Origin of the sequence: Bradyrhizobium sp. 153 (genome assembly GCF_023073835.1) — a bacterium.
Classification (GTDB): domain Bacteria; phylum Pseudomonadota; class Alphaproteobacteria; order Rhizobiales; family Xanthobacteraceae; genus Bradyrhizobium.
Window position 1 is genome coordinate 19,675 of record NZ_JADPKH010000128.1, and the last position, 21,326, is coordinate 41,000.

At 64.0% G+C, this 21,326-nt stretch carries 23 protein-coding genes; all 23 read left to right on the forward strand.

Going from position 1 to position 21,326, the window contains the following annotated elements; all coding sequences use genetic code 11:
- Nucleotides 1-178: 178 nt before the first annotated feature.
- Nucleotides 179-544 carry an NADH-quinone oxidoreductase subunit A gene (locus IVA91_RS30215; protein WP_247459930.1) on the forward strand — a complete coding sequence of 122 codons (366 nt, stop codon included), beginning with the start codon at nucleotides 179-181 and terminating at the stop codon, nucleotides 542-544.
- Nucleotides 535-1,122: an NADH-quinone oxidoreductase subunit B gene (locus IVA91_RS30220; RefSeq protein ID WP_247277156.1), complete on the forward strand. Its 588-nt coding sequence runs from the start codon at nucleotides 535-537 to the stop codon at nucleotides 1,120-1,122. Before IVA91_RS30215 ends, IVA91_RS30220 begins: the two co-directional genes overlap by 10 nt.
- A gap of 11 nt (nucleotides 1,123-1,133) precedes the next feature.
- Entirely contained in the window at nucleotides 1,134-1,748 is a 615-nt protein-coding gene (locus IVA91_RS30225) for an NADH-quinone oxidoreductase subunit C (protein WP_247459931.1), read from the forward strand.
- A gap of 2 nt (nucleotides 1,749-1,750) precedes the next feature.
- Nucleotides 1,751-2,947: an NADH-quinone oxidoreductase subunit D gene (locus tag IVA91_RS30230; protein WP_247277158.1), complete on the forward strand. Its 1,197-nt coding sequence runs from the start codon at nucleotides 1,751-1,753 to the stop codon at nucleotides 2,945-2,947.
- Complete coding sequence (locus IVA91_RS30235; protein WP_247277159.1) at nucleotides 2,947-3,939, forward strand: FkbM family methyltransferase; 993 nt, start codon at nucleotides 2,947-2,949, stop codon at nucleotides 3,937-3,939. The genes IVA91_RS30230 and IVA91_RS30235 overlap by 1 nt, the downstream gene beginning before the upstream one ends.
- 12 nt (nucleotides 3,940-3,951) lie before the next feature.
- Entirely contained in the window at nucleotides 3,952-4,563 is a 612-nt protein-coding gene (nuoE, locus tag IVA91_RS30240) for an NADH-quinone oxidoreductase subunit NuoE (RefSeq protein ID WP_247277160.1), read from the forward strand.
- Complete coding sequence (locus IVA91_RS30245; RefSeq protein ID WP_247277161.1) at nucleotides 4,563-4,769, forward strand: hypothetical protein; 207 nt, start codon at nucleotides 4,563-4,565, stop codon at nucleotides 4,767-4,769. The genes nuoE and IVA91_RS30245 overlap by 1 nt, the downstream gene beginning before the upstream one ends.
- Before the next feature lie 15 nt (nucleotides 4,770-4,784).
- On the forward strand, nucleotides 4,785-6,110 hold the full coding sequence (nuoF, locus tag IVA91_RS30250; RefSeq protein ID WP_247459932.1) for an NADH-quinone oxidoreductase subunit NuoF: 1,326 nt from the start codon (nucleotides 4,785-4,787) through the stop codon (nucleotides 6,108-6,110).
- A gap of 4 nt (nucleotides 6,111-6,114) precedes the next feature.
- Nucleotides 6,115-6,366: a hypothetical protein gene (locus IVA91_RS30255; RefSeq protein WP_247459933.1), complete on the forward strand. Its 252-nt coding sequence runs from the start codon at nucleotides 6,115-6,117 to the stop codon at nucleotides 6,364-6,366.
- A 14-nt stretch (nucleotides 6,367-6,380) separates the two neighbouring features.
- The gene (gene nuoG, locus IVA91_RS30260; protein WP_247459934.1) at nucleotides 6,381-8,456 is read left to right on the forward strand and encodes an NADH-quinone oxidoreductase subunit NuoG; all 2,076 of its coding nucleotides are present in this window, start codon (nucleotides 6,381-6,383) and stop codon (nucleotides 8,454-8,456) included.
- 10 nt (nucleotides 8,457-8,466) lie between these two features.
- Nucleotides 8,467-9,534 carry an NADH-quinone oxidoreductase subunit NuoH gene (nuoH, locus tag IVA91_RS30265; protein ID WP_247277165.1) on the forward strand — a complete coding sequence of 356 codons (1,068 nt, stop codon included), beginning with the start codon at nucleotides 8,467-8,469 and terminating at the stop codon, nucleotides 9,532-9,534.
- 14 nt (nucleotides 9,535-9,548) lie between these two features.
- Nucleotides 9,549-10,037 (forward strand): NADH-quinone oxidoreductase subunit NuoI, encoded by a 489-nt coding sequence (gene nuoI, locus IVA91_RS30270; RefSeq protein WP_026202312.1) that lies wholly within the window; start codon nucleotides 9,549-9,551, stop codon nucleotides 10,035-10,037.
- 9 nt (nucleotides 10,038-10,046) lie between these two features.
- On the forward strand, nucleotides 10,047-10,685 hold the full coding sequence (locus IVA91_RS30275; RefSeq protein ID WP_247459935.1) for an NADH-quinone oxidoreductase subunit J: 639 nt from the start codon (nucleotides 10,047-10,049) through the stop codon (nucleotides 10,683-10,685).
- Nucleotides 10,682-10,990, forward strand: a complete 309-nt coding sequence (gene nuoK, locus IVA91_RS30280; RefSeq protein ID WP_008547737.1) for an NADH-quinone oxidoreductase subunit NuoK — start codon at nucleotides 10,682-10,684, stop codon at nucleotides 10,988-10,990. The genes IVA91_RS30275 and nuoK overlap by 4 nt, the downstream gene beginning before the upstream one ends.
- Nucleotides 10,991-10,998: 8 nt before the next feature.
- Entirely contained in the window at nucleotides 10,999-13,104 is a 2,106-nt protein-coding gene (nuoL, locus tag IVA91_RS30285) for an NADH-quinone oxidoreductase subunit L (protein WP_247277167.1), read from the forward strand.
- A complete protein-coding gene (locus IVA91_RS30290; protein WP_247277168.1) occupies nucleotides 13,105-14,613 on the forward strand; it encodes an NADH-quinone oxidoreductase subunit M in 1,509 nt (502 codons plus the stop codon).
- Nucleotides 14,614-14,635: 22 nt separating this feature from the next.
- Complete coding sequence (nuoN, locus tag IVA91_RS30295; protein ID WP_247459936.1) at nucleotides 14,636-16,072, forward strand: NADH-quinone oxidoreductase subunit NuoN; 1,437 nt, start codon at nucleotides 14,636-14,638, stop codon at nucleotides 16,070-16,072.
- A 1-nt stretch (nucleotide 16,073) separates the two neighbouring features.
- Nucleotides 16,074-16,880 (forward strand): biotin--[acetyl-CoA-carboxylase] ligase, encoded by an 807-nt coding sequence (locus IVA91_RS30300; protein WP_247459937.1) that lies wholly within the window; start codon nucleotides 16,074-16,076, stop codon nucleotides 16,878-16,880.
- Nucleotides 16,880-18,550: a ribonuclease J gene (locus tag IVA91_RS30305; protein ID WP_247459938.1), complete on the forward strand. Its 1,671-nt coding sequence runs from the start codon at nucleotides 16,880-16,882 to the stop codon at nucleotides 18,548-18,550. Before IVA91_RS30300 ends, IVA91_RS30305 begins: the two co-directional genes overlap by 1 nt.
- Nucleotides 18,551-18,560: 10 nt before the next feature.
- Complete coding sequence (gene mce / locus IVA91_RS30310) at nucleotides 18,561-18,965, forward strand: methylmalonyl-CoA epimerase (protein WP_247294709.1); 405 nt, start codon at nucleotides 18,561-18,563, stop codon at nucleotides 18,963-18,965.
- A 9-nt stretch (nucleotides 18,966-18,974) separates the two neighbouring features.
- Nucleotides 18,975-19,250: a DUF1467 family protein gene (locus IVA91_RS30315; RefSeq protein WP_247277173.1), complete on the forward strand. Its 276-nt coding sequence runs from the start codon at nucleotides 18,975-18,977 to the stop codon at nucleotides 19,248-19,250.
- 240 nt (nucleotides 19,251-19,490) lie between these two features.
- Nucleotides 19,491-19,838 carry a hypothetical protein gene (locus tag IVA91_RS30320; RefSeq protein ID WP_247277174.1) on the forward strand — a complete coding sequence of 116 codons (348 nt, stop codon included), beginning with the start codon at nucleotides 19,491-19,493 and terminating at the stop codon, nucleotides 19,836-19,838.
- A gap of 35 nt (nucleotides 19,839-19,873) precedes the next feature.
- Nucleotides 19,874-21,172, forward strand: a complete 1,299-nt coding sequence (mtnK, locus tag IVA91_RS30325) for an S-methyl-5-thioribose kinase (protein ID WP_247277175.1) — start codon at nucleotides 19,874-19,876, stop codon at nucleotides 21,170-21,172.
- Nucleotides 21,173-21,326 lie beyond the last annotated feature (154 nt).

Consider the following 21,326-nt stretch of genomic DNA (forward strand, 5'->3'; position numbering starts at 1 on the left):
CGGCTGATCTGCTCCATACCAGCGCGGGGTGATTCCGGGATTTCCACCGTTCTGGGAGCGGCAAAGGGCCTGAAAAGAGCGTGTCTTGCGCCCATTGGTGCACTGCGCTAAGGCTCAGAATAATTCCAAATCGGACGAATCCGTGGCTGTCCCGAGGCTGCGGGAAAAAGGGCTCGTCATGAGCGGCATTCTACAGAACTATCTTCCACTCGTCGTCTTTATAGGGGTAGCGGGCCTCATTGGCCTGGTGCTGCTGATCGCGCCCTTTATCGTGGCGTTCCAGCAGCCGGACCCGGAAAAGCTGTCGGCGTATGAGTGCGGTTTCAACGCTTTCGACGACGCCCGCATGAAGTTCGACGTCCGCTTCTATCTGGTCGCCATCCTCTTCATCATCTTCGACCTCGAGGTGGCGTTCCTGTTTCCCTGGGCCCTGGCGTTCGGCAAGCTTGGCGCGACCGGCTTCTGGTCCATGGTGGTGTTCCTGGCCGTGCTGACGGTCGGGTTCGCCTATGAATGGAAGAAGGGAGCACTCGAATGGGATTGAACCCTGCATCGTCCACGGGTCCGGTTGTTGCGCCGGCCTCCAAGGGCATACTGGATCCGTCGACCGGCAAGCCGGTCGGGGCCAATGATCCGTTCTTCCTTGAGGTCAATTCCGAACTGTCCGACAAGGGCTTCTTCGTGGCCGCGACCGACGACCTCATCACCTGGGCGCGCACCGGCTCCTTGATGTGGATGACCTTCGGTCTCGCATGCTGCGCGGTCGAGATGATGCAAGTCTCGATGCCGCGTTACGACGTCGAGCGCTTCGGCTTCGCGCCGCGCGCCTCGCCGCGCCAGTCCGACGTGATGATCGTCGCCGGCACCCTGACCAACAAGATGGCCCCGGCGCTGCGCAAGGTCTACGACCAGATGCCCGAGCCGCGCTACGTCATCTCGATGGGCTCCTGCGCCAACGGCGGGGGGTACTACCACTATTCCTACTCGGTCGTGCGCGGCTGCGACCGCATCGTGCCGATCGACATCTACGTGCCGGGCTGCCCGCCCACGGCGGAAGCGCTGCTCTATGGCGTGCTGCTGCTTCAAAAGAAGATTCGCCGCACCGGCACCATCGAACGCTAAGGTTTTACGTCATGGACGACGCCAAGCTCGACGCCCTGGGGCAGACGATCGTTAGCGCGCTGCCGGGCGCCGCCACCGGTCACGCGGTGGCCTTCAACCAGCTCACGGTGGACGTCGACACGAGCAAGATTGTCGAGGTGGTCAAGTACCTCCGTGACGATCCGAATTGCCGCTTCGTCAACTTCACCGACATCACGGCGGTGGACTATCCGGATCGCGAGAAGCGCTTCGACGTGATCTATCACTTCCTGTCGCCGACGCTGAACACGCGGATCCGGCTCAGGGCCCAGGCCGACGAGACCACCCAGGTGCCCTCGCTGATCGATGTGTTCCCTGGCGCCGACTGGTTCGAGCGTGAGGCCTATGACCTCTACGGCGTGATCTTCGTCGGCCATCCCGACATGCGCCGCATCCTCACCGATTACGGTTTCGAGGGGCATCCGCTGCGCAAGGATTTCCCGCTCACCGGCTTCGTCGAGGTCCGCTACGACGACCAGGAGAAGCGCGTGGTCTACGAGCCTGTCAGGCTCAACCAGGAATTCCGCAAGTTCGATTTTCTCTCGCCGTGGGAGGGGGCGGACTATCCGGTCCTTCCGGGCGATGAAAAAGCGGGGCCGAAGGTCTGATCATGAACGAGCAACCGCAAAATCTCCGCAACTTCACCATCAATTTTGGACCGCAGCATCCCGCGGCCCATGGCGTGTTGCGTCTTGTGCTCGAATTGGACGGCGAAGTTGTCGAACGCGTCGATCCCCATATCGGCCTTCTTCACCGCGGCACCGAGAAGCTGATCGAGCAGAAGACCTACCTGCAGGCGATCCCTTATTTTGACCGGCTCGACTACGTCGCGCCGATGAACCAGGAGCACGCGTTCTGCCTCGCTGCCGAAAAGCTGCTCGGCATCGAGGTGCCGCGCCGCGGCCAGCTGATCCGCGTGCTCTATTGCGAGATCGGCCGCATCCTGTCGCATCTGCTCAACGTCACCACGCAGGCCATGGATGTCGGCGCGCTGACCCCGCCGCTGTGGGGTTTCGAAGAGCGCGAGAAGCTGATGGTGTTCTACGAGCGCGCTTCGGGCAGCCGCATGCATGCCGCCTATTTCCGCGTCGGCGGCGTGCACCAGGACCTGCCGCAGAAGCTGGTCGACGACATCGAGGCCTGGTGCGATCCGTTCCTGAAAGTGGTGGACGACCTCGATCGCCTGCTCACCGCCAACCGCATCTTCAAGCAGCGCAACGTCGACATCGGCGTCGTGCCGCTCAAGGAAGCCTGGGAGTGGGGCTTTTCGGGCGTGATGGTGCGCGGCTCGGGTGCAGCCTGGGACCTGCGCAAGTCGCAACCCTATGAATGCTACGCCGAGATGGATTTCGACATTCCAATCGGCAAGAACGGCGACTGCTACGATCGCTACCTGATCCGCATGGAAGAGATGCGCCAGTCGGTGCGCATCATGAAGCAGTGCATCCAGAAGCTGAACGCGCCCGATGGCAAGGGGCCCATCGTCGTCGCCGACAACAAGGTCGCGCCGCCGCGCCGCGGCGAGATGAAGCGCTCGATGGAAGCGCTGATCCACCACTTCAAGCTCTACACCGAAGGCGTCCACGTGCCGGCCGGCGAAGTCTATGCCGCGGTCGAGGCGCCGAAGGGCGAGTTCGGCGTCTATCTCGTCTCCGACGGCACCAACAAGCCCTACAAGTGCAAGATCCGCGCGCCGGGCTTTGCCCATCTCCAGGCCATGGACCACATCTGCCGCGGCCATCTGCTCGCCGACGTCTCGGCCATCCTCGGCTCGCTCGACATCGTGTTCGGAGAGGTCGATCGGTGATGGCGCAGGCGCCAATTCAGTTTGACCGTGCCTCGGGGGCCCTTGAAGGGGCCAACCTGTGGGAGCGGACGGCTGCCTTGGCGCTGGTTACGGGATCGAAGATCTCGTCGCACTTTTCGCATATGGGCTACATCGCCTGCGCGAACCTGCTGCGGAAGACGCTGCCCGAGCGCAACATCGCGATCAGGCTCAATCCCGACGCCGTATTCGAATTTCCTTACGGCGACGGTTATTGGAGCAAGCTGCTCAACCGCTCCTACAATTACGAGGACGAGCTCGAGCTGCTGTTTTCCGACTCCGTCGACGTCGACTACACGCTGCTCGATTGCGGCGCCAATTACGGCTACTGGTCGGTGCTGGTGTCGAGCAGGCCGTTCGGTTCACACAAGGCGATCGCGATCGAGCCGTCGGGCCAGAACTATCCGAAGCTCGCCAACAACGCCCGCGTCAACGGCAACCGCTTCGAGACGATGAAGTGCGCGATCGGCGCAGCCCGCGGCACCGCGCGGCTATCCGGCACCAAGCACGAGGCCTTCAGCATCGCCGGCAATCCCTCCGCGGGCGGCGAGGAGGTGCCTGTCATCGCGCTCGACGACCTGATCGACGATGGCAAGGTTGCCGCCGCTGGCAAGTACCTGATCAAGCTCGACGTCGAGGGCGTCGAGATCGAGGCGATCAAGGGCGGGGCCCGGCTGCTCCAGGCCGACAGCGTCATCATGTGCGAGGAGCACGGCAGCGACCGCTCCCATGCCGTGTCGCGCTACATCCTCGAACAGACCCCGCTGAAGCTGATCGTGTTCGATCCGCGCAGCAACCGGATGGAGACCGTGACCGAGCTGTCGATCCTCGACCGCATCAAGGTCTCGACCCACGTCGGCTACAACGTTTTCGGCACCGCGAGCGCATTCTGGCAGGACAGGATCGAAGCCCTGAATGCCAAGAACCTGAACGCCAAGAACCCGAATGCCAAGACCGCGCGCCGCATGCAATGAGAGATTGAAGCCATGTCCGTTCGCCGATTAGCACCGAAGGAAGTCCAGCCCGCGAGCTTTGCGTTCACGGCGGAGAACCTCGCATTCGCCAGGCAGCAGATCGCGAAATATCCGGCCGGACGCCAGGCCTCCGCTGTCATCGCCATCCTCTGGCGCGCGCAGGAGCAGAACGAGGGCTGGGTCTCGGAAGCCGCAATCCGCGTGATCGCCGACATGCTCGACATGCCCTATATCCGCGTGCTGGAAGTCGCGACCTTCTACACGATGTTCCAGCTCGCGCCGGTCGGCAAGAAGGCCCACGTCCAGGTTTGCGGCACCACGCCGTGCCGCCTGCGCGGTGCAGAGGATCTGATCCACGTCTGCGAGCACCGCATCCATCACGAGCCCTTCCATCTGTCCAAGGACGGCAATTTCAGCTGGGAAGAGGTGGAGTGCCTGGGGGCCTGCGTGAACGCGCCGATGGTGCTGATCGGTAAGGACACCTATGAGGACCTGACCAAGGAAAGCTTCGGCAAGGTGCTCGACGGTTTTGCTTCGGGCAATCCGCCCAAGCCGGGTCCGCAGAACGGCCGCCAGTTCTCGGCGCCGATCACCGGGCCGACCACGCTGAAGGAGGTCACCTGATGCGTGATCTCTCGTCGCGATCAGTGCAGGGGAGCGGTGCCGTGAAGAAGTGGGGCTTCATCGCCATGCACGCCGCCGTGGCGGCCGTGTTCATCTTCCTGCTGCAGCGTTTCAGCCTGAACGCATCGCTGGAATCTAGCCTGCTCTGGGCGCTGACGTTTGGCGTCTGCGCCGCCGGACTTGCCTACAAGCAGTCCAATCGTTGATCGGAAAGCACTGAAATGCTCGAGGACAAGGACCGCATCTTCAAGAACCTCTACGGCCTCCACGATTGGGGGCTCGAGGGCGCGCGGCGCCGCGGCGCCTGGGATGGCACCAAGGCCATCATCGACAAGGGCCGCGACTGGATCATCAACGAGATGAAGGCCTCGGGGCTCCGCGGCCGCGGCGGCGCCGGCTTTCCCACCGGCCTGAAATGGTCGTTCATGCCGAAGGAATCGACCGACGGCCGGCCGAGCTATCTCGTCGTCAATGCCGACGAATCCGAGCCCGGCACCTGCAAGGACCGCGAGATCATGCGGCATGATCCGCACCTGTTGGTCGAGGGCTGCCTGATCGCAAGCTTCGCGATGAATGCGCATGCCTGCTACATCTACGTCCGCGGCGAGTTCATCCGCGAACGCGAACGTCTCCAGGCCGCGATCGACCAGGCCTATGAGGCCAAGCTGGTCGGCAAGGACAATGTCAACGGCTGGCCGTTCGACATCTATGTCGCGCACGGCGCCGGGGCCTATATCTGCGGCGAGGAGACCGCGCTGCTCGAAAGCCTCGAGGGCAAGAAGGGCCAGCCACGGCTGAAGCCGCCGTTCCCGGCCAATGTCGGTCTGTTCGGCTGCCCGACCACCGTCAACAACGTCGAGTCGATCGCCGTCGCGCCGGACATTCTGCGCCGTGGCGCGGCCTGGTTCGCCGGCATCGGCCGTCCGAACAATGTCGGCACCAAGCTCTTCTGCATCTCCGGCCATGTCGAGCGGCCCTGCAACGTCGAAGAGGCCATGGGCATTCCGTTCCGTGAGCTGATCGACAAGCATTGCGGCGGCATCCGCGGCGGCTGGGACAATCTCAAGGCCGTGATCCCCGGCGGCTCGTCGGTGCGCATGGTGCCGGCCGAGCAGATCATCGACACGCCGATGGATTTCGACAGCTTGAGCAAGCTGCGCTCGGGCCTCGGCACCGCGGCCGTGATCGTGATGGACAAGTCGACCGATTTGATCCGTGCGATCGCTCGCATCTCCTATTTCTACAAGCATGAGAGCTGTGGCCAGTGCACGCCGTGCCGCGAGGGCACGGGGTGGATGTGGCGCGTGCTGACCCGCATGGCCGAGGGCCGCGCGCATAAGCGCGAGATCGACATGCTGCTGGAGGTGACGAAGCAGGTCGAGGGCCACACCATCTGCGCGCTCGGCGATGCGGCGGCCTGGCCGATCCAGGGCCTGATCGCGCATTTCCGTCACGAGATCGAAGCGCGCATCGACCAGTATTCCCACAAGGCCGATGTCGACGATATCGGCGTCCGCGATCCCGTGCACATGGTCGCGGCGGAGTAGGGCGATGACCGACCAGCCGGACAACATCGTGCTCGTTTATCTTCGTCGGATCGACGAAAAGCTCGATCGCGTGTCCGCGGATGTGAGCGATCTGAAGACCCGCGTCACCAACGTTGAAGAGAGAATGGGCCACATTGATCTGAGGCTGGCGCAGGTCGAGATCGCCATTGCGGGCATCAACCCACGGATCGATCGCGTTGAAGAACGGCTGGACCGTATCGAGCGGCGTCTCGATCTGGTCGATCAGCCGCACTGAGAAAGACTTAAGGTATGACCAAGCTCATCATCGACGGCAAAGAGATCGATGTCCCCGCCGAATACACGCTGCTCCAGGCGTGCGAGGCGGCTGGCGCCGAGATTCCGCGCTTCTGCTATCATGAGCGGCTGTCGATCGCCGGCAATTGCCGGATGTGCCTCGTCGAAGTGAAGGGCGGTCCGAAGCCGGTCGCGAGCTGCGCCTGGGGCGTGCGCGACTGCCGTCCGGGCCCCAAGGGCGAGCCGCCGGAGATCTCCACGCGTTCGCCGATGGTCAAGAAGGCACGCGAAGGCGTGATGGAATTCCTTCTCATCAATCATCCGCTGGATTGCCCGATCTGCGACCAGGGCGGCGAGTGCGACCTCCAGGACCAGGCGATGGGCTATGGTGTCGACACCAGCCGCTTCGCCGAGAACAAGCGCGCGGTCGAGGACAAATATCTCGGCGCGCTGGTCAAGACCTCGATGAACCGCTGCATCCAGTGCACGCGCTGCGTCCGCTTCTCGGCGGAAGTGGCCGGCGCCCCTGAGATGGGCGCGACCGGGCGCGGCGAGGACATGGAGATCACGACCTATCTCGAGCATGCGCTGACGTCGGAATTGCAGGGCAATCTCGTCGACATCTGCCCGGTCGGCGCGCTGACTTCCAAGCCTTATGCGTTTGCGGCGCGTCCCTGGGAGCTCGGCAAGACCCAGTCGATTGACGTGATGGACGGCCTGGGATCGGCGATCCGCGTCGACACCCGCGGCCGCGAGGTGATGCGTATCCTGCCGCGCATCAACGAGGCCGTGAACGAGGAGTGGATCTCCGACAAGACACGCCACGTCGTCGACGGTTTGCGCACCCAGCGCCTCGACCGACCCTATATCCGCGAAGCCGGCAAGCTGCGCGCGGCGAGCTGGCCCGAGGCCTTCGCCGCCATCGCCGCCAAGGCGGCGCGCACCGACGGCAAGCGCATCGGCGCGATCGCCGGCGACCTCGCCGGCGTCGAGGAGATGTTCGCGCTAAAGGATCTGCTCGCCAAGTATGGCTCGACCAATCTGGCGGTGCAGGGCGGCGACGCCTTCGATCCCGCGCTCGGCCGCGGCGCCTACATCTTCAACCCGACGCTCGCAGGCGTGGAGCAGGCCGACGCGCTGCTCATCATCGGCGCCAATCCTCGGAAAGAGGCGGCGGTGTTCAACGCCCGCATCCGCAAGCGCTGGCGCGCCGGCGGCTTCAAGATCGGCCTGATCGGCCCCAAGGCTGACCTGACCTATCACTACGACCATCTCGGCGCCGGCACCGAGACGCTCAGTGAGCTGGCGGCCGGCAAGCACTCCTTCATGGAGGTGCTGAAGGACGCCAAGGCGCCGATCATCCTGGTCGGCGCGGGCGCGGCTTCGCGTCACGACGGCGCCGCCATTCTCGCCGCAAGCGCCAAGCTCGCGCTCGACGTCGGCGCGGTGAAGGACGGCTGGAACGGCTTTGGCGTGCTGCACGAGACCGCCTCGCGCGTGGGTGCGCTCGACATCGGCTTCTCCGCCACGGCGGGCGGGCTCAACGCGGCGCAGATGACCACGTTCGGAACGCTTGACCTGCTGTTCCTGCTCGGCGCAGACGAGATCAAGGCGCCGGACGGCACCTTCGTCGTCTATATCGGCACCCATGGAGATCGCGGCGCGCATCGCGCCGACGTCATCCTGCCGGCCGCCGCCTATACCGAGAAGTCGGCGATCTATGTCAACACCGAAGGCCGGGTGCAGATGACTGGCCGCGCCGCGTTCCCGCCGGGCGAAGCCCGCGAGGACTGGGCGATCATTCGTGCGCTGTCGGAAGCGCTCGGCAAGAAGCTCGGCTATGACTCGCTCGCGCAGCTTCGCCAGGCTATCTTCAAGGCCGTGCCGCATCTGATCCGTCTCGACCAGATCGAGGCCGGTTCCGCCGACCAGATCAAGAAGCTGGCGGGGAAGGGCGGCTCGCCCGAGAAGGCGCCGTTCAAGCCGCTGGTCGAGGACTTCTACCTGACCAACCCAATCGCGCGTGCGTCCGCCGTGATGGCAGAATGTTCGCGCCTCGCCTCCGGGCACATGCTGACCGCAGCGGAGTGAGCGTGATCTGATGGAATTCTTCGAAAGCGCATTCTGGACCGGTTTCCTCTGGCCATTGATTATCATGGTCGCCGAGAGCGTTCTGGTGCTCGTCGTCCTCTTGGTCGCGATCGCCTATATCCTGCTCGCCGACCGCAAGATCTGGGCGGCGGTGCAGATCCGGCGCGGCCCGAACGTGGTCGGACCCTGGGGCCTGCTCCAGTCATTCGCGGACTTGCTCAAGTTCGTGCTGAAGGAGCCGATCATCCCTGCCGGCGCCAACAAGGGCGTATTCCTGCTGGCACCGCTGGTGTCCTGCGTGCTCGCGCTCGCCGCCTGGGCCGTGATCCCGACCAATCTCGGCTGGGTGATCTCCGACATCAATGTCGGCATTCTTTTCATCTTCGCGATCTCGTCGCTGTCGATCTACGGCATCATCATGGCCGGCTGGTCGTCGAACTCGAAATACCCGTTCCTGGCCGCGCTGCGCTCGGCGGCGCAGATGGTGTCGTACGAGGTCTCGATCGGTTTCGTCATCATCACGGTGCTGCTCTGCGCCGGCACGCTGAACCTGTCGGCCGTGGTCGAGGCCCAGCATGCGCGCGGCCTTGCCAGCCTGATCGGGCTGCCGCAGCTCACTATCCTGAACTGGTACGTCTGGCCGCTGTTCCCGATGTTCGTGGTGTTTTACGTCTCGGCGCTGGCAGAAACCAACCGTCCGCCCTTCGACCTCGTCGAAGCCGAATCCGAGCTCGTCGCGGGCTTCATGGTCGAATACGGCTCGACGCCGTACCTCTTGTTCATGCTCGGCGAGTATGTCGCGATCGTCACGATGTGCGCGATGGCGACGATCCTGTTCCTCGGAGGCTGGCTGCCGCCGGTCGACCTGCCGCCCTTCAACTGGGTGCCGGGGATCATCTGGTTCTCCCTGAAACTATTCTTCATGTTCTTCCTGTTCGCGATGGCCAAGGCGATCGTGCCGCGCTACCGCTACGATCAACTGATGCGTCTCGGCTGGAAGGTGTTCCTGCCGATCTCGCTGGCGATGGTGATCGTGGTGGCCGGCGTGCTGCATTTCGCCGGCATCGCGCCGAAGTGAGGGCCGTCATGGGTATCAACGTCAACGCCACTGCACGCTCGCTTCTGCTGTCGGAATTCGTCTCGGCGTTCTTCCTCGCCATGCGCTATTTCTTCCAGCCGAAGCCGACGCTGAACTACCCGTTCGAGAAGGGCCCGATCTCGCCGCGCTTCCGCGGCGAGCATGCGCTGCGCCGCTATCCGAACGGCGAAGAACGCTGCATCGCCTGCAAGCTGTGCGAAGCGGTCTGCCCGGCGCAGGCCATCACCATCGAGGCCGGCCCGCGCCGCAACGACGGCACCCGCCGCACCGTGCGCTACGACATCGACATGGTGAAGTGCATCTATTGTGGCCTCTGCCAGGAGGCCTGTCCGGTCGACGCCATCGTCGAAGGTCCGAACTTCGAGTTCGCGACCGAGACCCGCGAGGAGCTGTTCTATGACAAGGCCAAGCTGCTCGCCAATGGCGACCGCTGGGAACGCGAGATCGCGAAAGCGATCGAGCTCGACGCGCCGTACCGGTGAGATGAGAGCATGATCCTTCCCGCGCTGTTCTTCTATCTGTTCGCCGGCGTCTGCGTCGCCTCGGCGGTGATGGTGATTGTGTCGCGCAATCCCGTGCACTCCGTGCTGTACCTGATCCTGGCCTTCGTCAACGCCTCCGGTCTGTTCGTGCTGATGGGTGCTGAATTCCTGGCGATGATCCTGATCGTCGTCTATGTCGGCGCCGTCGCGGTGCTGTTCCTGTTCGTGATCATGATGCTCGACGTCGACTTCCTCGAGCTGCGCGAGGGCTTCATCGAGTACCTGCCCGTCGGCCTCGTGGTCGGCGGCATCTTCCTGTTCGAGCTGCTGCTCACCGTCGGCTTCTGGGTCATCAATCCGAGCGTCAGCAAGACGATCACGGCGGCGATCCCGGCCAATGTCAGCAACACCGAGGCGCTCGGTCTCGTGCTCTATACGAAGTACATCCACTACTTCCAGCTCTCGGGCATGGTGCTGCTGGTCGCCATGATCGGCGCCATCGTGCTGACGCTGCGTCACAAGGCAAGCGTGAAGCGGCAGGACATCAACGTTCAGAACGCGCGCACGCCGAAAATGGCGATGGCGATGCGCAAGGTGGCGCCGGGGCAGGGGCTTTCGGATGCCGACGCGGCGGAGTGGGTGAAATGACGATCGGGCTCGGACACTATCTGGCGGTCGGCGCGATCCTGTTCACTCTCGGCATCCTCGGCATCTTCCTGAACCGCAAGAACATCATCGTCATCCTGATGTCGATCGAGCTGATCCTGCTCTCGGTCAACATCAACCTCGTGGCGTTCTCGACCTTCCTCGGCGACATCGTCGGCCAGGTCTTCGCGCTTTTGGTGCTGACCGTCGCCGCCGCCGAAGCCGCGATCGGTCTCGCCATCCTGGTGGTCTATTTCCGCAACCGCGGCTCGATCGCGGTTGAGGACGTCAATCTGATGAAGGGCTGAGCTCTCAAATGGTTCAGGCAATCGTTTTCCTGCCTCTGCTGGGCGCCATTCTGGCTGGCCTGATCGCGCTCGTGGGCGCGCACGCCCGTAACCCCTCGGGTGACGAGGTCGAGCATCACGGGGACCACGGCCACGGCGCGCACGCCCATGCGTCCGATACGATCAACGAGGATGCGTCCGTCATCCACGAAACCCATCACGAGCCCGGCGACGGACATGACGATCATGGCCACGGCCCGACTGAGCCGCCGGCGGCGGGCTCGCGCGGCGCCGAGCTGATCACGACCGCGCTCTTGTTTGTGTCGGCGGCCTTGTCCTGGATGACGCTGGTCGATGTCGGCTTCATGCACCACGACGCGCGCATCCAGCTGCTGCCCTGGATCTTCTCCGGCGACCTCCAGGTCTGGTGGACGCTGCGGGTCGACACGCTCACGGCCGTGATGCTGGTGGTGGTGACCACCGTGTCCTCGCTCGTGCACCTCTATTCCATCGGCTACATGGACGAGGATCCGAACCGGCCACGCTTCTTCGGCTATCTCTCGCTGTTCACCTTCGCGATGCTGATGCTGGTGACCGCGGACAACCTCGTGCAGCTGTTCTTCGGCTGGGAAGGCGTGGGTCTGGCCAGCTATCTCCTGATCGGATTCTGGTACCAGAAGCCGTCGGCGAATGCGGCGGCGATCAAGGCCTTCGTGGTCAACCGCGTCGGCGATTTCGGCTTCGCGCTCGGCATCTTCGCGATCTTCATGCTGGTCGGCTCGACCGACTTCGAGACCATCTTCCATGCCGCACCCGGCCTGACCGGCAAGACCATCGACTTCCTCGGCTGGCACGCCGACGCGCTGACCCTGACCTGCCTGCTGCTCTTCATGGGCGCGATGGGCAAGTCGGCGCAGTTCCTGCTGCACACCTGGTTGCCGGACGCGATGGAGGGTCCGACGCCGGTCTCCGCGCTCATTCACGCCGCGACCATGGTCACTGCGGGCGTGTTCATGGTGGCGCGGCTGTCGCCGCTGTTCGAGCTCGCCCCGAACGCTCAGGCCGTCGTGATGTTCTTCGGCGCCACCACCGCGTTCTTCGCGGCGACCATCGGCCTCGTCCAGAACGACATCAAGCGCATCGTCGCCTATTCGACCTGTTCGCAGCTCGGCTACATGTTCGTGGCGATGGGAGCCGGCGCCTATTCGGTCGGCATGTTCCACCTGTTCACCCACGCCTTCTTCAAGGCGCTGCTGTTCTTGGGTTCCGGCTCGGTGATCTACGCGATGCACCACGAGCAGGACATCCGCAACATGGGCGGCCTCTGGCGCAAGATCCCTTACACCTACGCGGTGATGGTGGTCGGCACGCTGGCCCTGACCGGCTTCCCACTCACCGCCGGCTACTTCTCCAAGGATGCGATCATCGAGTCCGCCTACGCCGCGCACAACCCGTTCGGCGTCTACGGCTTCCTGATGACGGTCGCTGCCGCGGGCCTGACCTCGTTCTACTCCTGGCGCCTGATCTTCAAGACCTTCCACGGCGAACCGCATGACGAGCATCATTACGAGGCCGCGCATGAGGCTCCGATCTGGATGCTGATCCCGATCGGCGTGCTCGCGGTCGGCTCATTCGTCGCCGGCTTGCCGTTCAAGGAGCTGTTCGCCGGCCACGGCATCGAGGAGTTCTTCCGCGAATCCGTGAAGATGAACCCGCACATCATCGAGGAGATGCACCACATCCCCGAGACCATCGCCTTCCTGCCGACGGTGATGATGGTGCTGGGCTTCCTGGTGTCGTACCTGTTCTATATCCGCGCGCCCTATCTGCCGGTCGAGCTCGCGAAGACGCAGCCGATGTTGTACCAGTTCCTGCTCAACAAATGGTACTTCGACGAGCTCTACGACATCATCTTTGTCCGTCCGGCGAAGTGGATTGGTTATCAGCTCTGGAAGAAGGGCGATGGCTTCATCATCGACGGACTCGGTCCCGACGGCATCTCGGCGCGGGTCCTGGACGTCACTCGCAACGTCGTGAAGATCCAGACCGGCTATCTCTATCACTACGCATTCGCCATGCTGATCGGCGCCGCCAGCCTGATCACCTGGTTCATGTTCGGCTTTGGAGGCCAGTAAATGACAACCTGGCCCATCCTTTCGGTCACGACGTTCCTGCCGCTGGTCGGAGCGCTGATCGTCTATCTCAGCCGCGGCGATGACGAGGCGGCCAAGCGCAACTCGCGCTGGATTGCGCTCTGGACCACGCTGATCACCTTTGCGGTGTCGGTGATCCTGGTCATGCGCTTCGATCCCGCAAACCCTGACTTCCAGTTCGTCGAGAAGGCGAACTGGCTCGCCACCGGCATCACCTACCACATGGGCGTCGACGGCATTTCGCTGCCGCTCGTGATCCTGACCACCGCGATCATGCCGTTCTGCATCATTGCGAGCTGGAAGGCGGTTACGAACCGCGTCCGCGAATACATGATGGCGTTCCTGATCCTGGAAACGCTGATGATCGGCACCTTCTCGGCGCTCGATCTCGTGCTGTTCTACCTGTTCTTTGAAGGCGGCCTGATCCCGATGTTCCTGATCATCGGCGTCTGGGGCGGTCCGCGCCGGGTCTATGCGTCATTTAAGTTCTTCCTCTACACGCTGCTCGGCTCCGTCTTGATGCTGCTCGCCATCATGGCGCTGTATTGGAACGGCGGCACCACCGATATCCCGACCCTGATGCACACCGCCGTGCCGCGCTCCTTGCAGACCTGGGCGTGGCTGGCCTTCTTCGCCTCGTTCGCGGTGAAGATGCCGATGTGGCCGGTGCACACCTGGCTGCCCGACGCGCACGTCGAGGCGCCGACCGCGGGCTCGGTCGTCCTTGCCGCGATCCTCTTGAAGATGGGCGGCTACGGCTTCCTGCGCTTCTCGCTGCCGATGTTCCCGCTGGCCTCGCATGACTTCGCGCCGCTGATCTTCACGCTCTCGGCCATCGCCATCATCTACACCTCGCTGGTGGCGTTGATGCAGGAGGACATGAAGAAGCTGATCGCGTACTCGTCCGTGGCGCATATGGGCTTCGTCACAATGGGCATCTTCGCCGGCACCATGCAGGGCGTCGCCGGCGGCATGTTCCAGATGATCTCGCACGGCATCGTCTCCGGTGCGCTGTTCCTCTGCGTCGGTGTCGTCTACGACCGCCTGCACACCCGCGAGATCGCGGCCTATGGCGGCCTCGTCAACCGGATGCCGCTCTACGCGATGACCTTCATGGTCTTCACCATGGCCAATGTCGGTCTGCCCGGGACGAGCGGCTTCGTCGGCGAGTTCATGACGCTGCTCGGCACCTTCAAGGTCTCGATCCCGACCGCGTTCTTCGCCACCTTCGGCGTGATCCTGTCGGCAGGTTACGCGCTGTGGCTCTACCGCAAGGTCGTGTTCGGGGCGCTGGTCAAGCCGTCGCTGATGAGCATGAAAGATCTCACCTTGCGTGAATGCGTGACGCTGTTCCCGCTGATTGCGCTGACGATCCTGTTCGGTGTCTATCCGAAGCCGGTGCTCGACATGTCGGCCGCCTCGGTCCAGCAACTCGTCAACAACTACAACACCGCTGTGACGGCCGTGAAGGCCGCCGCACTGCTCCAGTGATCGGGCAGGTCAGGATATCGCCATGAGCTTTGAGACTGCAGGATATCAATTAGCGCCGGTGCTGCCCGAGCTCGTGCTCGCGGTCGGCGCGATGGCGCTCCTGATGCTGGGAGCCTATCGCGGGCAGGGGACGACCAAGACCGTCACCTCGCTGTCGGTGGTGCTGCTCATCGTGGTTGGCGCGCTCGTCTACATGCAGCCCGCGGGCAAGCAGGTCACCTTCGGCGGCAGCTTCATCGTCGACGATTTCGCCCGCTTCATGAAGATCCTGGCCTTGATCGGCTCGGCGGTGACACTGGTGCTCTCGACCGAGTTCCTGTCCGATCCGTCGCGGCGGATCTTTGAATATTCGATCCTGGTGCTGCTCTCGACGCTCGGCATGATGGTGCTGATCTCGGCCGGCGATCTGATCTCGCTCTATCTCGGCCTCGAATTGATGTCGCTGGCGCTCTATGTCGTGGCGGCCTCGAACCGCGACAATGCCAAGTCGACCGAAGCCGGCCTGAAGTATTTCGTGCTCGGGGCGCTGTCGTCGGGCATGCTGCTCTACGGCGCCTCGCTGGTCTATGGCTTCACCGGCACGGTCAGCTTCACCGGCATCGCATCGGCCGCGACGGTCTCGAATGTCGGCCTCGTCTTTGGCCTGGTCTTCCTGCTCGCCGGCCTCTGCTTCAAGGTCTCGGCCGTGCCGTTCCACATGTGGACGCCGGACGTATATGAAGGCGCGCCGACGCCGGTTACCGCCTTCTTCGCCTCGGCGCCGAAGGTGGCCGCGCTTGCGGTCTTCACCCGCGTCACGCTGACCGCATTCCCCGGCATCGTCTCGCAGTGGCAGCAGATCCTGGTGTTCGTGGCGATCGCCTCGATGGCGCTCGGCTCCTTCGCCGCGATCGGCCAGAGCAACATCAAGCGCCTGATGGCGTACTCTTCGATCGGCCACATGGGCTTCGCGCTGGTCGGCCTCGCCTCCGGCACGGTCGAAGGTGCGCAAGGCGTGTTGATGTACATCGTGATTTATGTCGCGATGACGCTCGGCTCGTTCTCGATCATCCTTGCCATGCGGCGCAACGGCCAGGCCGTGGAGCAGATCAGCGATTTCGCAGGCCTGTCGCGGACCAATCCGCTGCTCGCCTTCATGTTCGCGATGCTGCTGTTCTCGCTCGCCGGCATCCCGCCGCTCGCCGGCTTCTTCGCGAAATGGTACGTCTTCGTCGCCGCCATCAAGGCGAACCTGTTCACGCTCGCTGTCATCGGCGTGCTGACCAGCGTCGTCGGCGCCTACTACTATCTCGCCATCGTCAAGACGATGTACTTTGACGAGCCGGCCGGCCAGGTCGATCCCGTCAGGATCGAGGTGCGGACGGTGCTGGCGGTCGCGGGCTTGTTCAACCTGCTGTTTGCGCTGTTTGCTGGGCCCGTCGTGAGCGTCGCCTCCGCCGCGGCAAAGTCGCTGTTCTAGAATGGGGTTCGCGCTCGGTCCTCGTGCACAATCGGCGGGCTACAAGCTCGCGGTCTTCGAACGGACCGGCTCGACCAATACCGACGCGATCGAGCACGCCCGCGCCGGCGAACGCGGCCCGATGTGGTTCGTCACGTCCGAGCAGACCGCCGGCCGCGGCCGGCGCCAGCGCGCCTGGATCGCGCCACGGGGCAATCTCGCTGCCAGCATCCTCGAAGTCATGGACGTCGCCCCTGCCGTCGCCGCGACGCTCGGCTTCGCCGCGGGGCTCGCAGAGGAGGCGGCGCTCGAGAAGGTCAGCCTGGAGGCGGCGCTCCGCCTCGGTGAGGGTCGTCCCCGCTATGCCCTGAAATGGCCGAACGACGTGCTTGCCGGCGGCAAGAAGCTGGTCGGCATTGCGCTCGAGGCCGAGGCCATTGGCGATCGCCTTGCCGTGGTCGTCGGCATCGGAACCAATGTCGTCGCCGCGCCCGAGGGCACGCTGACGCCGGCGGTGTCGCTGGCCGCGCTCGGCGTCCAGATCAGCGCGGAGGAGTTGTTTGCCGCCTTGTCCGACGCCTGGGTCGAGTTCCGCGGGATCTGGGACAATGGCCGCGGCTTTGCCGAGATCCGCAGGCTCTGGCTGCAACGCGCAGCCGGTCTCGGCGAGAAGGTCGCAATCCACACGGGAGCGACGACGCTGGAAGGCATTTTTGACACCATCGATGACACCGGCTGCCTGATCGTCCGCACCGCGGAGGGGCGGCGGGTGCCGGTCGCAGCGGGCGAGGTGTTCTTCGGCCCGGCCGCCTCCGTGGGAGCTGCGTGATGGCGAAGCCCGACGAACTCGTGTTTGCGCCACTCGGCGGTGTCGGCGAGATCGGCATGAACCTGTCGATCTACGGCCTCGGCAACCGCCACCAGCGCGCCTGGCTCGCGGTCGATCTCGGCGTCTCCTTCGGCGACGAGGAGCACCTGCCGGGCATCGACCTGATCATGCCGGACATCTCTTTCCTGGAGAAGGAACGCAAGAATCTGATGGGTCTGGTGCTGACCCACGCCCATGAGGACCATTTCGGCGCCATCATCGATCTCTGGCCGAAGCTGCAATGCCCGATCTACGCGACCAAGTTCAGCGCGGCGTTGTTCGAGGCCAAATGCGCCGCCGAGCGCGGTGCTCCGAACATTCCGGTGACGGTGGTCCCGTCGGGGGGCCGCGTCGATGTCGGCCCGTTCAACGTCGAGTTCATCCCGATGGCGCACTCGATTCCGGAAGCGCACGCGCTGGCGATCCACACCGAGGCCGGCATCGTGTTGCACACCGGCGATTGGAAGATCGACCCGACCCCGACGCTGGGGGCCCCGACCGACGAGAAGCGCCTGCGCGAGCTGGGCGAGGAGGGCGTGCTCGCCCTGATCGGCGATTCCACCAACGCCGTGCGCGACGGCCGCTCGCCGTCGGAGGCCGAGGTCGCCAGAACCATTATCGATCTGGTCAAGGCCGCCAAGGGCCGCGTAGCGGTGACGACGTTCGCCTCCAACGTCGCCCGCATCAAGGCCGTGGCTGAGGCTGCGAAAGCCGCCGACCGCGAGGTTGTCGTGGTCGGCCGCGCCATGGAGCGCGTGGTGCAGGTCGCGCGCGAGACCGGTTATCTCGACGGCGTGCAGAATTTCCGCTCACCCGACATTTACGGCCATCTTCCGCAGGACAAGGTGCTGGCGCTGTGCACCGGCAGTCAGGGTGAGCCGCGCGCGGCGCTAGCGCGCATCGCCAATGACGATCATCCCGAGATCACGCTCAACCGCGGCGACAGCGTCATCTTCTCCTCGCGCACCATTCCCGGCAACGAGAAAGCGGTCGGCTCGATCATCAACAATCTGGTGCTCCAGGGCGTCGAGATCATCACCGACCGCGACCATCTGGTCCATGTCTCCGGCCATCCCCGCCGCGACGAGTTGCGCGACCTGATCTCCTGGGTGAAGCCGCAGCTCCTGATCCCCGTCCATGGCGAGGCCCTGCACCTGCACGAGCACGCAAAGCTCGCGCGCGCCGCCGGCGTGCCGCGCGTGCTGGTCTGCCGCAACGGCGACCTCGTCAAGCTCGGTCCCGGCGATCCCGGCATCATCGGCGAGGTGCCGTCGGGCCGTCTCTACAAGGACGGCACGATTTTGGAGGACTCCAAGTCCCGCGCGGTGGTCGAGCGGCGGCGCATGGCCTTTTCCGGTTGCGCCTTCGTTGCTGTCGCCATGACGGAGCAGGGCGAGCTCGCCGATGATCCCGAGATCGATCTGGTCGGAATCCCCGAGAAGAACAGGGCGGGTGAGGCCTTCGATGACATCGTCTTCGACGCCGTGGTCTCTACCATCGAGAGCCTGCCGCGGCCGCGCCGCCGCGATCCGGACGCGCTGGCTGAATCGGTACGACGCGCTGTCCGGGCCGTGATCAACGAACATTGGGGCAAAAAGCCCCCCTGTCTGGTACACGTGCTGACAGTTTGAGGAGGGGAAGATGCTGGGCCGGCTCAACCATGTGGCGATCGCGACCAAGGACGCTGTCAAGGCGGCCAAGATCTATGGCGCGGCGTTCGGGGCGCAAATTTCGGAAGCCGTCGCGCTGCCCGAGCATGGCGTCACTACCGTGTTCGTGACGCTGCCTAACACCAAGATCGAGTTCATCGAGCCCTATGGCGAGGCCTCGCCGATCGCCAAATTCCTCGAGCGCAACGCCGACGGCGGCATTCATCATGTGTGCTACGAGGTCGTCGACATCATCGCCTCGCGCGACACCTTGGTGAAGGAGGGTGCGCGCGTGCTCGGCGACGGTGTGCCCAAGATCGGCGCCCACGGCAAGCCGGTGCTGTTCCTGCACCCCAAGGATTTTTCCGGCGCGCTGGTCGAGATCGAGCAGGCATAAGGCCGCCCCATGGCCATCCAGATATCGACCGCCATCGCGATCTACTTCGTCATCTGGTGGGTCGCGCTGTTCCTGACGCTGCCGTTCGGCGTGCGTAGCCAGCATGAGGACGGCGTCGGTGCGCCTGGCACCGATCCTGGCGCGCCAATCCTGACGCGGATGGGACGCAAGCTGATCTGGACCACGATCATCTCGGCGATCATCTATGGGCTAGGCATGATGGCCTATCACGCCGGCTATCTGTCGATCGAGCGCCTGTCGAAGATGATGGGAATGCCGTTTTAGCTTATCTCTCAACTGAGCGGGACTACCCAGTCTTGCGAGCGGTTTCCGTGCGGCCCATCCTTCGAGACGCCGGCCTTTGGCGGGCCCTCAGGGATGAGGACCGAGTGCGCGGTAGCAGTTCCAACGCGCGCCGATGTCCGTTAGCCTCATTCTGAGGAGACCGCGAAGCGGTCGTCTCGAAGGACGAGGCGTGCGCGCTCCTCTCGCCTGGAATTTTGTGCTTTTTTATTGGGGGGACGAATGACTTTTCAGCGGGTCGTTGTTGCGCTTCTGGTCCTGATCGTCGCCGGTCTCGGTGCCATCGGCTATGTCGAATGGAAGATGGCGGTGCAGGTGCGCACCCTGAAGGCGTTCGTCGAGGGCTACGTCTTCAACGAAGCCGTGATGGCCTGCGAGCAGGCCAAGAGCTCGACGCCGTTCAAATGGAACGGCGGCAAGAGCACGTCGGTGATCGGCCTGAACTCGGTCAAGCTCGACAAATACACCGTCAGCGCCAGCTACACCCTGGTGGCGGATAGCATCTATTGTGATTACGATCCGATCAAAAGAAAGGCCGAGATCGGCTCGAGCTTCCTGGAGCGGGAGTAACGATCCGGCCACGCCAAACATGGGATGGGATCGTTATGGTCGAGGCGCAGGCGGGGGACTACCGAATTCTGCATGAGGCGGCGTTGCGGGATTATCTCGCAGGCCTGCCGGAGCTTAGGGCACTGCTCGGCGGCGAGCCGCCATCCTGGGCGATCACCGAGGTCGGCGACGGCAATCTCAACCTCGTCTTCATTGTCAAGGGCAATTGCGGCGGCATCGCGGTGAAGCAGGCGCTGCCCTATGTCCGCCTCGTTGGCGAGAGCTGGCCGCTGCCGCTGTCGCGGGCTCATTACGAATACCTGGCGCTGTCGAAGCAGGCCCAGCTCGCGCCGGGCCTCGTGCCGGCGCTGCTGCATCACAACGAGGCACTGGCGCTCACGATGATGGAGCTGCTCGAGCCCCACATCATCATGCGCAAGGGGTTGGTCGCGGCAACGCAATATCCGCACTTTGTCGACGACATCACCACCTTCATGGCGAGGACCTTGTTCTTCACCTCCGACCTAGCGCTCTCCGCGGCCGAGAAGAAGCAGGGCATCGCGGCCTTCGCCGGCAACCATGCGCTGTGCAAGATCACCGAGGACCTGATCTTCACCGATCCCTACCGCATCGCCGAGCAGAACCGCTGGACCGCGCCGTATCTCGACGGCCTGGCGGCAAGCCTCCGCGATGACATGGAGCTGCATGTGGCGATCTCCCGCCTCAAGCTGAAGTTCATGGCAAGCCCCGAGGCGCTGATTCACGGCGACCTCCACACCGGCTCGATCATGGTGACGGAGAGCGAGACCCATGTGATCGACCCCGAATTCGCGTTCTACGGCCCGATGGGGTTCGACGTCGGGGCCGTGCTCGCCAACCTCCTGATGGCCTATTTCGCCTCCGCCGGCCACGAGCGCTCGCCGGGCGAGCGCGCCGCATTCGAAGTCTGGGTGCTGGAGACGGTCGAGCAGGTCTGGCGCGAGTTCGCCCGCAAATTCCTCGACCTCTGGCGCGCCGGAGCCGAAGGCGATGCCTATCCCGTCTCGCTCTTTGCCGGCGAGCAGGGCGCCGCACGGCTGGAAGCCGAACGGCAGGCCTACATGCAGCGCCTGTTCGCCGACACGGTCGGCTTCGCAGCCGCAAAAATCATCCGCCGCATCTTCGGGCTCGCCCACAACATCGATTTCGAGCTGATCGCGGACCTGCGCACGCGGGCGATCAGCGAAGCCCGCGCCGTACGGCTGGCGCGGGCGATGATGGTGGAGGCGGGGGCGTTTGCAGCTATCGGCGACGTCACCAGTGCAGCGCGGAAACTGCGCGACTGGCAGCCGGAGTTCGCCGCCGGCCAGGCATGACGAATTTGGACCCGGTCGGCGATCCGGCTTCACCTCTCCCCACGGGAAGAGGTGAAGCCCGGATCGCATAGGTCATTCCTTCAAGGCGCTTGCATTCGACATGCTGTGAATGGTCAACTCGCCGATCAGAGCACGCCTACATTGGGGGGACACA

Excerpts from the sequence above, each read along its gene's own strand:
- IVA91_RS30215 (WP_247459930.1), top strand. The coding sequence starts at position 179 with ATGAGCGGCATTCTACAGAACTATCTTCCACTCGTCGTCTTTATAGGG.
- IVA91_RS30220 (WP_247277156.1), top strand. The coding sequence starts at position 535 with ATGGGATTGAACCCTGCATCGTCCACGGGTCCGGTTGTTGCGCCGGCC.
- IVA91_RS30225 (WP_247459931.1), top strand. The coding sequence starts at position 1,134 with ATGGACGACGCCAAGCTCGACGCCCTGGGGCAGACGATCGTTAGCGCG.
- IVA91_RS30230 (WP_247277158.1), top strand. The coding sequence starts at position 1,751 with ATGAACGAGCAACCGCAAAATCTCCGCAACTTCACCATCAATTTTGGA.
- IVA91_RS30235 (WP_247277159.1), top strand. The coding sequence starts at position 2,947 with ATGGCGCAGGCGCCAATTCAGTTTGACCGTGCCTCGGGGGCCCTTGAA.
- nuoE (WP_247277160.1), top strand. The coding sequence starts at position 3,952 with ATGTCCGTTCGCCGATTAGCACCGAAGGAAGTCCAGCCCGCGAGCTTT.
- IVA91_RS30245 (WP_247277161.1), top strand. The coding sequence starts at position 4,563 with ATGCGTGATCTCTCGTCGCGATCAGTGCAGGGGAGCGGTGCCGTGAAG.
- nuoF (WP_247459932.1), top strand. The coding sequence starts at position 4,785 with ATGCTCGAGGACAAGGACCGCATCTTCAAGAACCTCTACGGCCTCCAC.
- IVA91_RS30255 (WP_247459933.1), top strand. The coding sequence starts at position 6,115 with ATGACCGACCAGCCGGACAACATCGTGCTCGTTTATCTTCGTCGGATC.
- nuoG (WP_247459934.1), top strand. The coding sequence starts at position 6,381 with ATGACCAAGCTCATCATCGACGGCAAAGAGATCGATGTCCCCGCCGAA.
- nuoH (WP_247277165.1), top strand. The coding sequence starts at position 8,467 with ATGGAATTCTTCGAAAGCGCATTCTGGACCGGTTTCCTCTGGCCATTG.
- IVA91_RS30275 (WP_247459935.1), top strand. The coding sequence starts at position 10,047 with ATGATCCTTCCCGCGCTGTTCTTCTATCTGTTCGCCGGCGTCTGCGTC.
- nuoK (WP_008547737.1), top strand. The coding sequence starts at position 10,682 with ATGACGATCGGGCTCGGACACTATCTGGCGGTCGGCGCGATCCTGTTC.
- nuoL (WP_247277167.1), top strand. The coding sequence starts at position 10,999 with ATGGTTCAGGCAATCGTTTTCCTGCCTCTGCTGGGCGCCATTCTGGCT.
- IVA91_RS30290 (WP_247277168.1), top strand. The coding sequence starts at position 13,105 with ATGACAACCTGGCCCATCCTTTCGGTCACGACGTTCCTGCCGCTGGTC.
- nuoN (WP_247459936.1), top strand. The coding sequence starts at position 14,636 with ATGAGCTTTGAGACTGCAGGATATCAATTAGCGCCGGTGCTGCCCGAG.
- IVA91_RS30300 (WP_247459937.1), top strand. The coding sequence starts at position 16,074 with ATGGGGTTCGCGCTCGGTCCTCGTGCACAATCGGCGGGCTACAAGCTC.
- IVA91_RS30305 (WP_247459938.1), top strand. The coding sequence starts at position 16,880 with ATGGCGAAGCCCGACGAACTCGTGTTTGCGCCACTCGGCGGTGTCGGC.
- mce (WP_247294709.1), top strand. The coding sequence starts at position 18,561 with ATGCTGGGCCGGCTCAACCATGTGGCGATCGCGACCAAGGACGCTGTC.
- IVA91_RS30315 (WP_247277173.1), top strand. The coding sequence starts at position 18,975 with ATGGCCATCCAGATATCGACCGCCATCGCGATCTACTTCGTCATCTGG.
- IVA91_RS30320 (WP_247277174.1), top strand. The coding sequence starts at position 19,491 with ATGACTTTTCAGCGGGTCGTTGTTGCGCTTCTGGTCCTGATCGTCGCC.
- mtnK (WP_247277175.1), top strand. The coding sequence starts at position 19,874 with ATGGTCGAGGCGCAGGCGGGGGACTACCGAATTCTGCATGAGGCGGCG.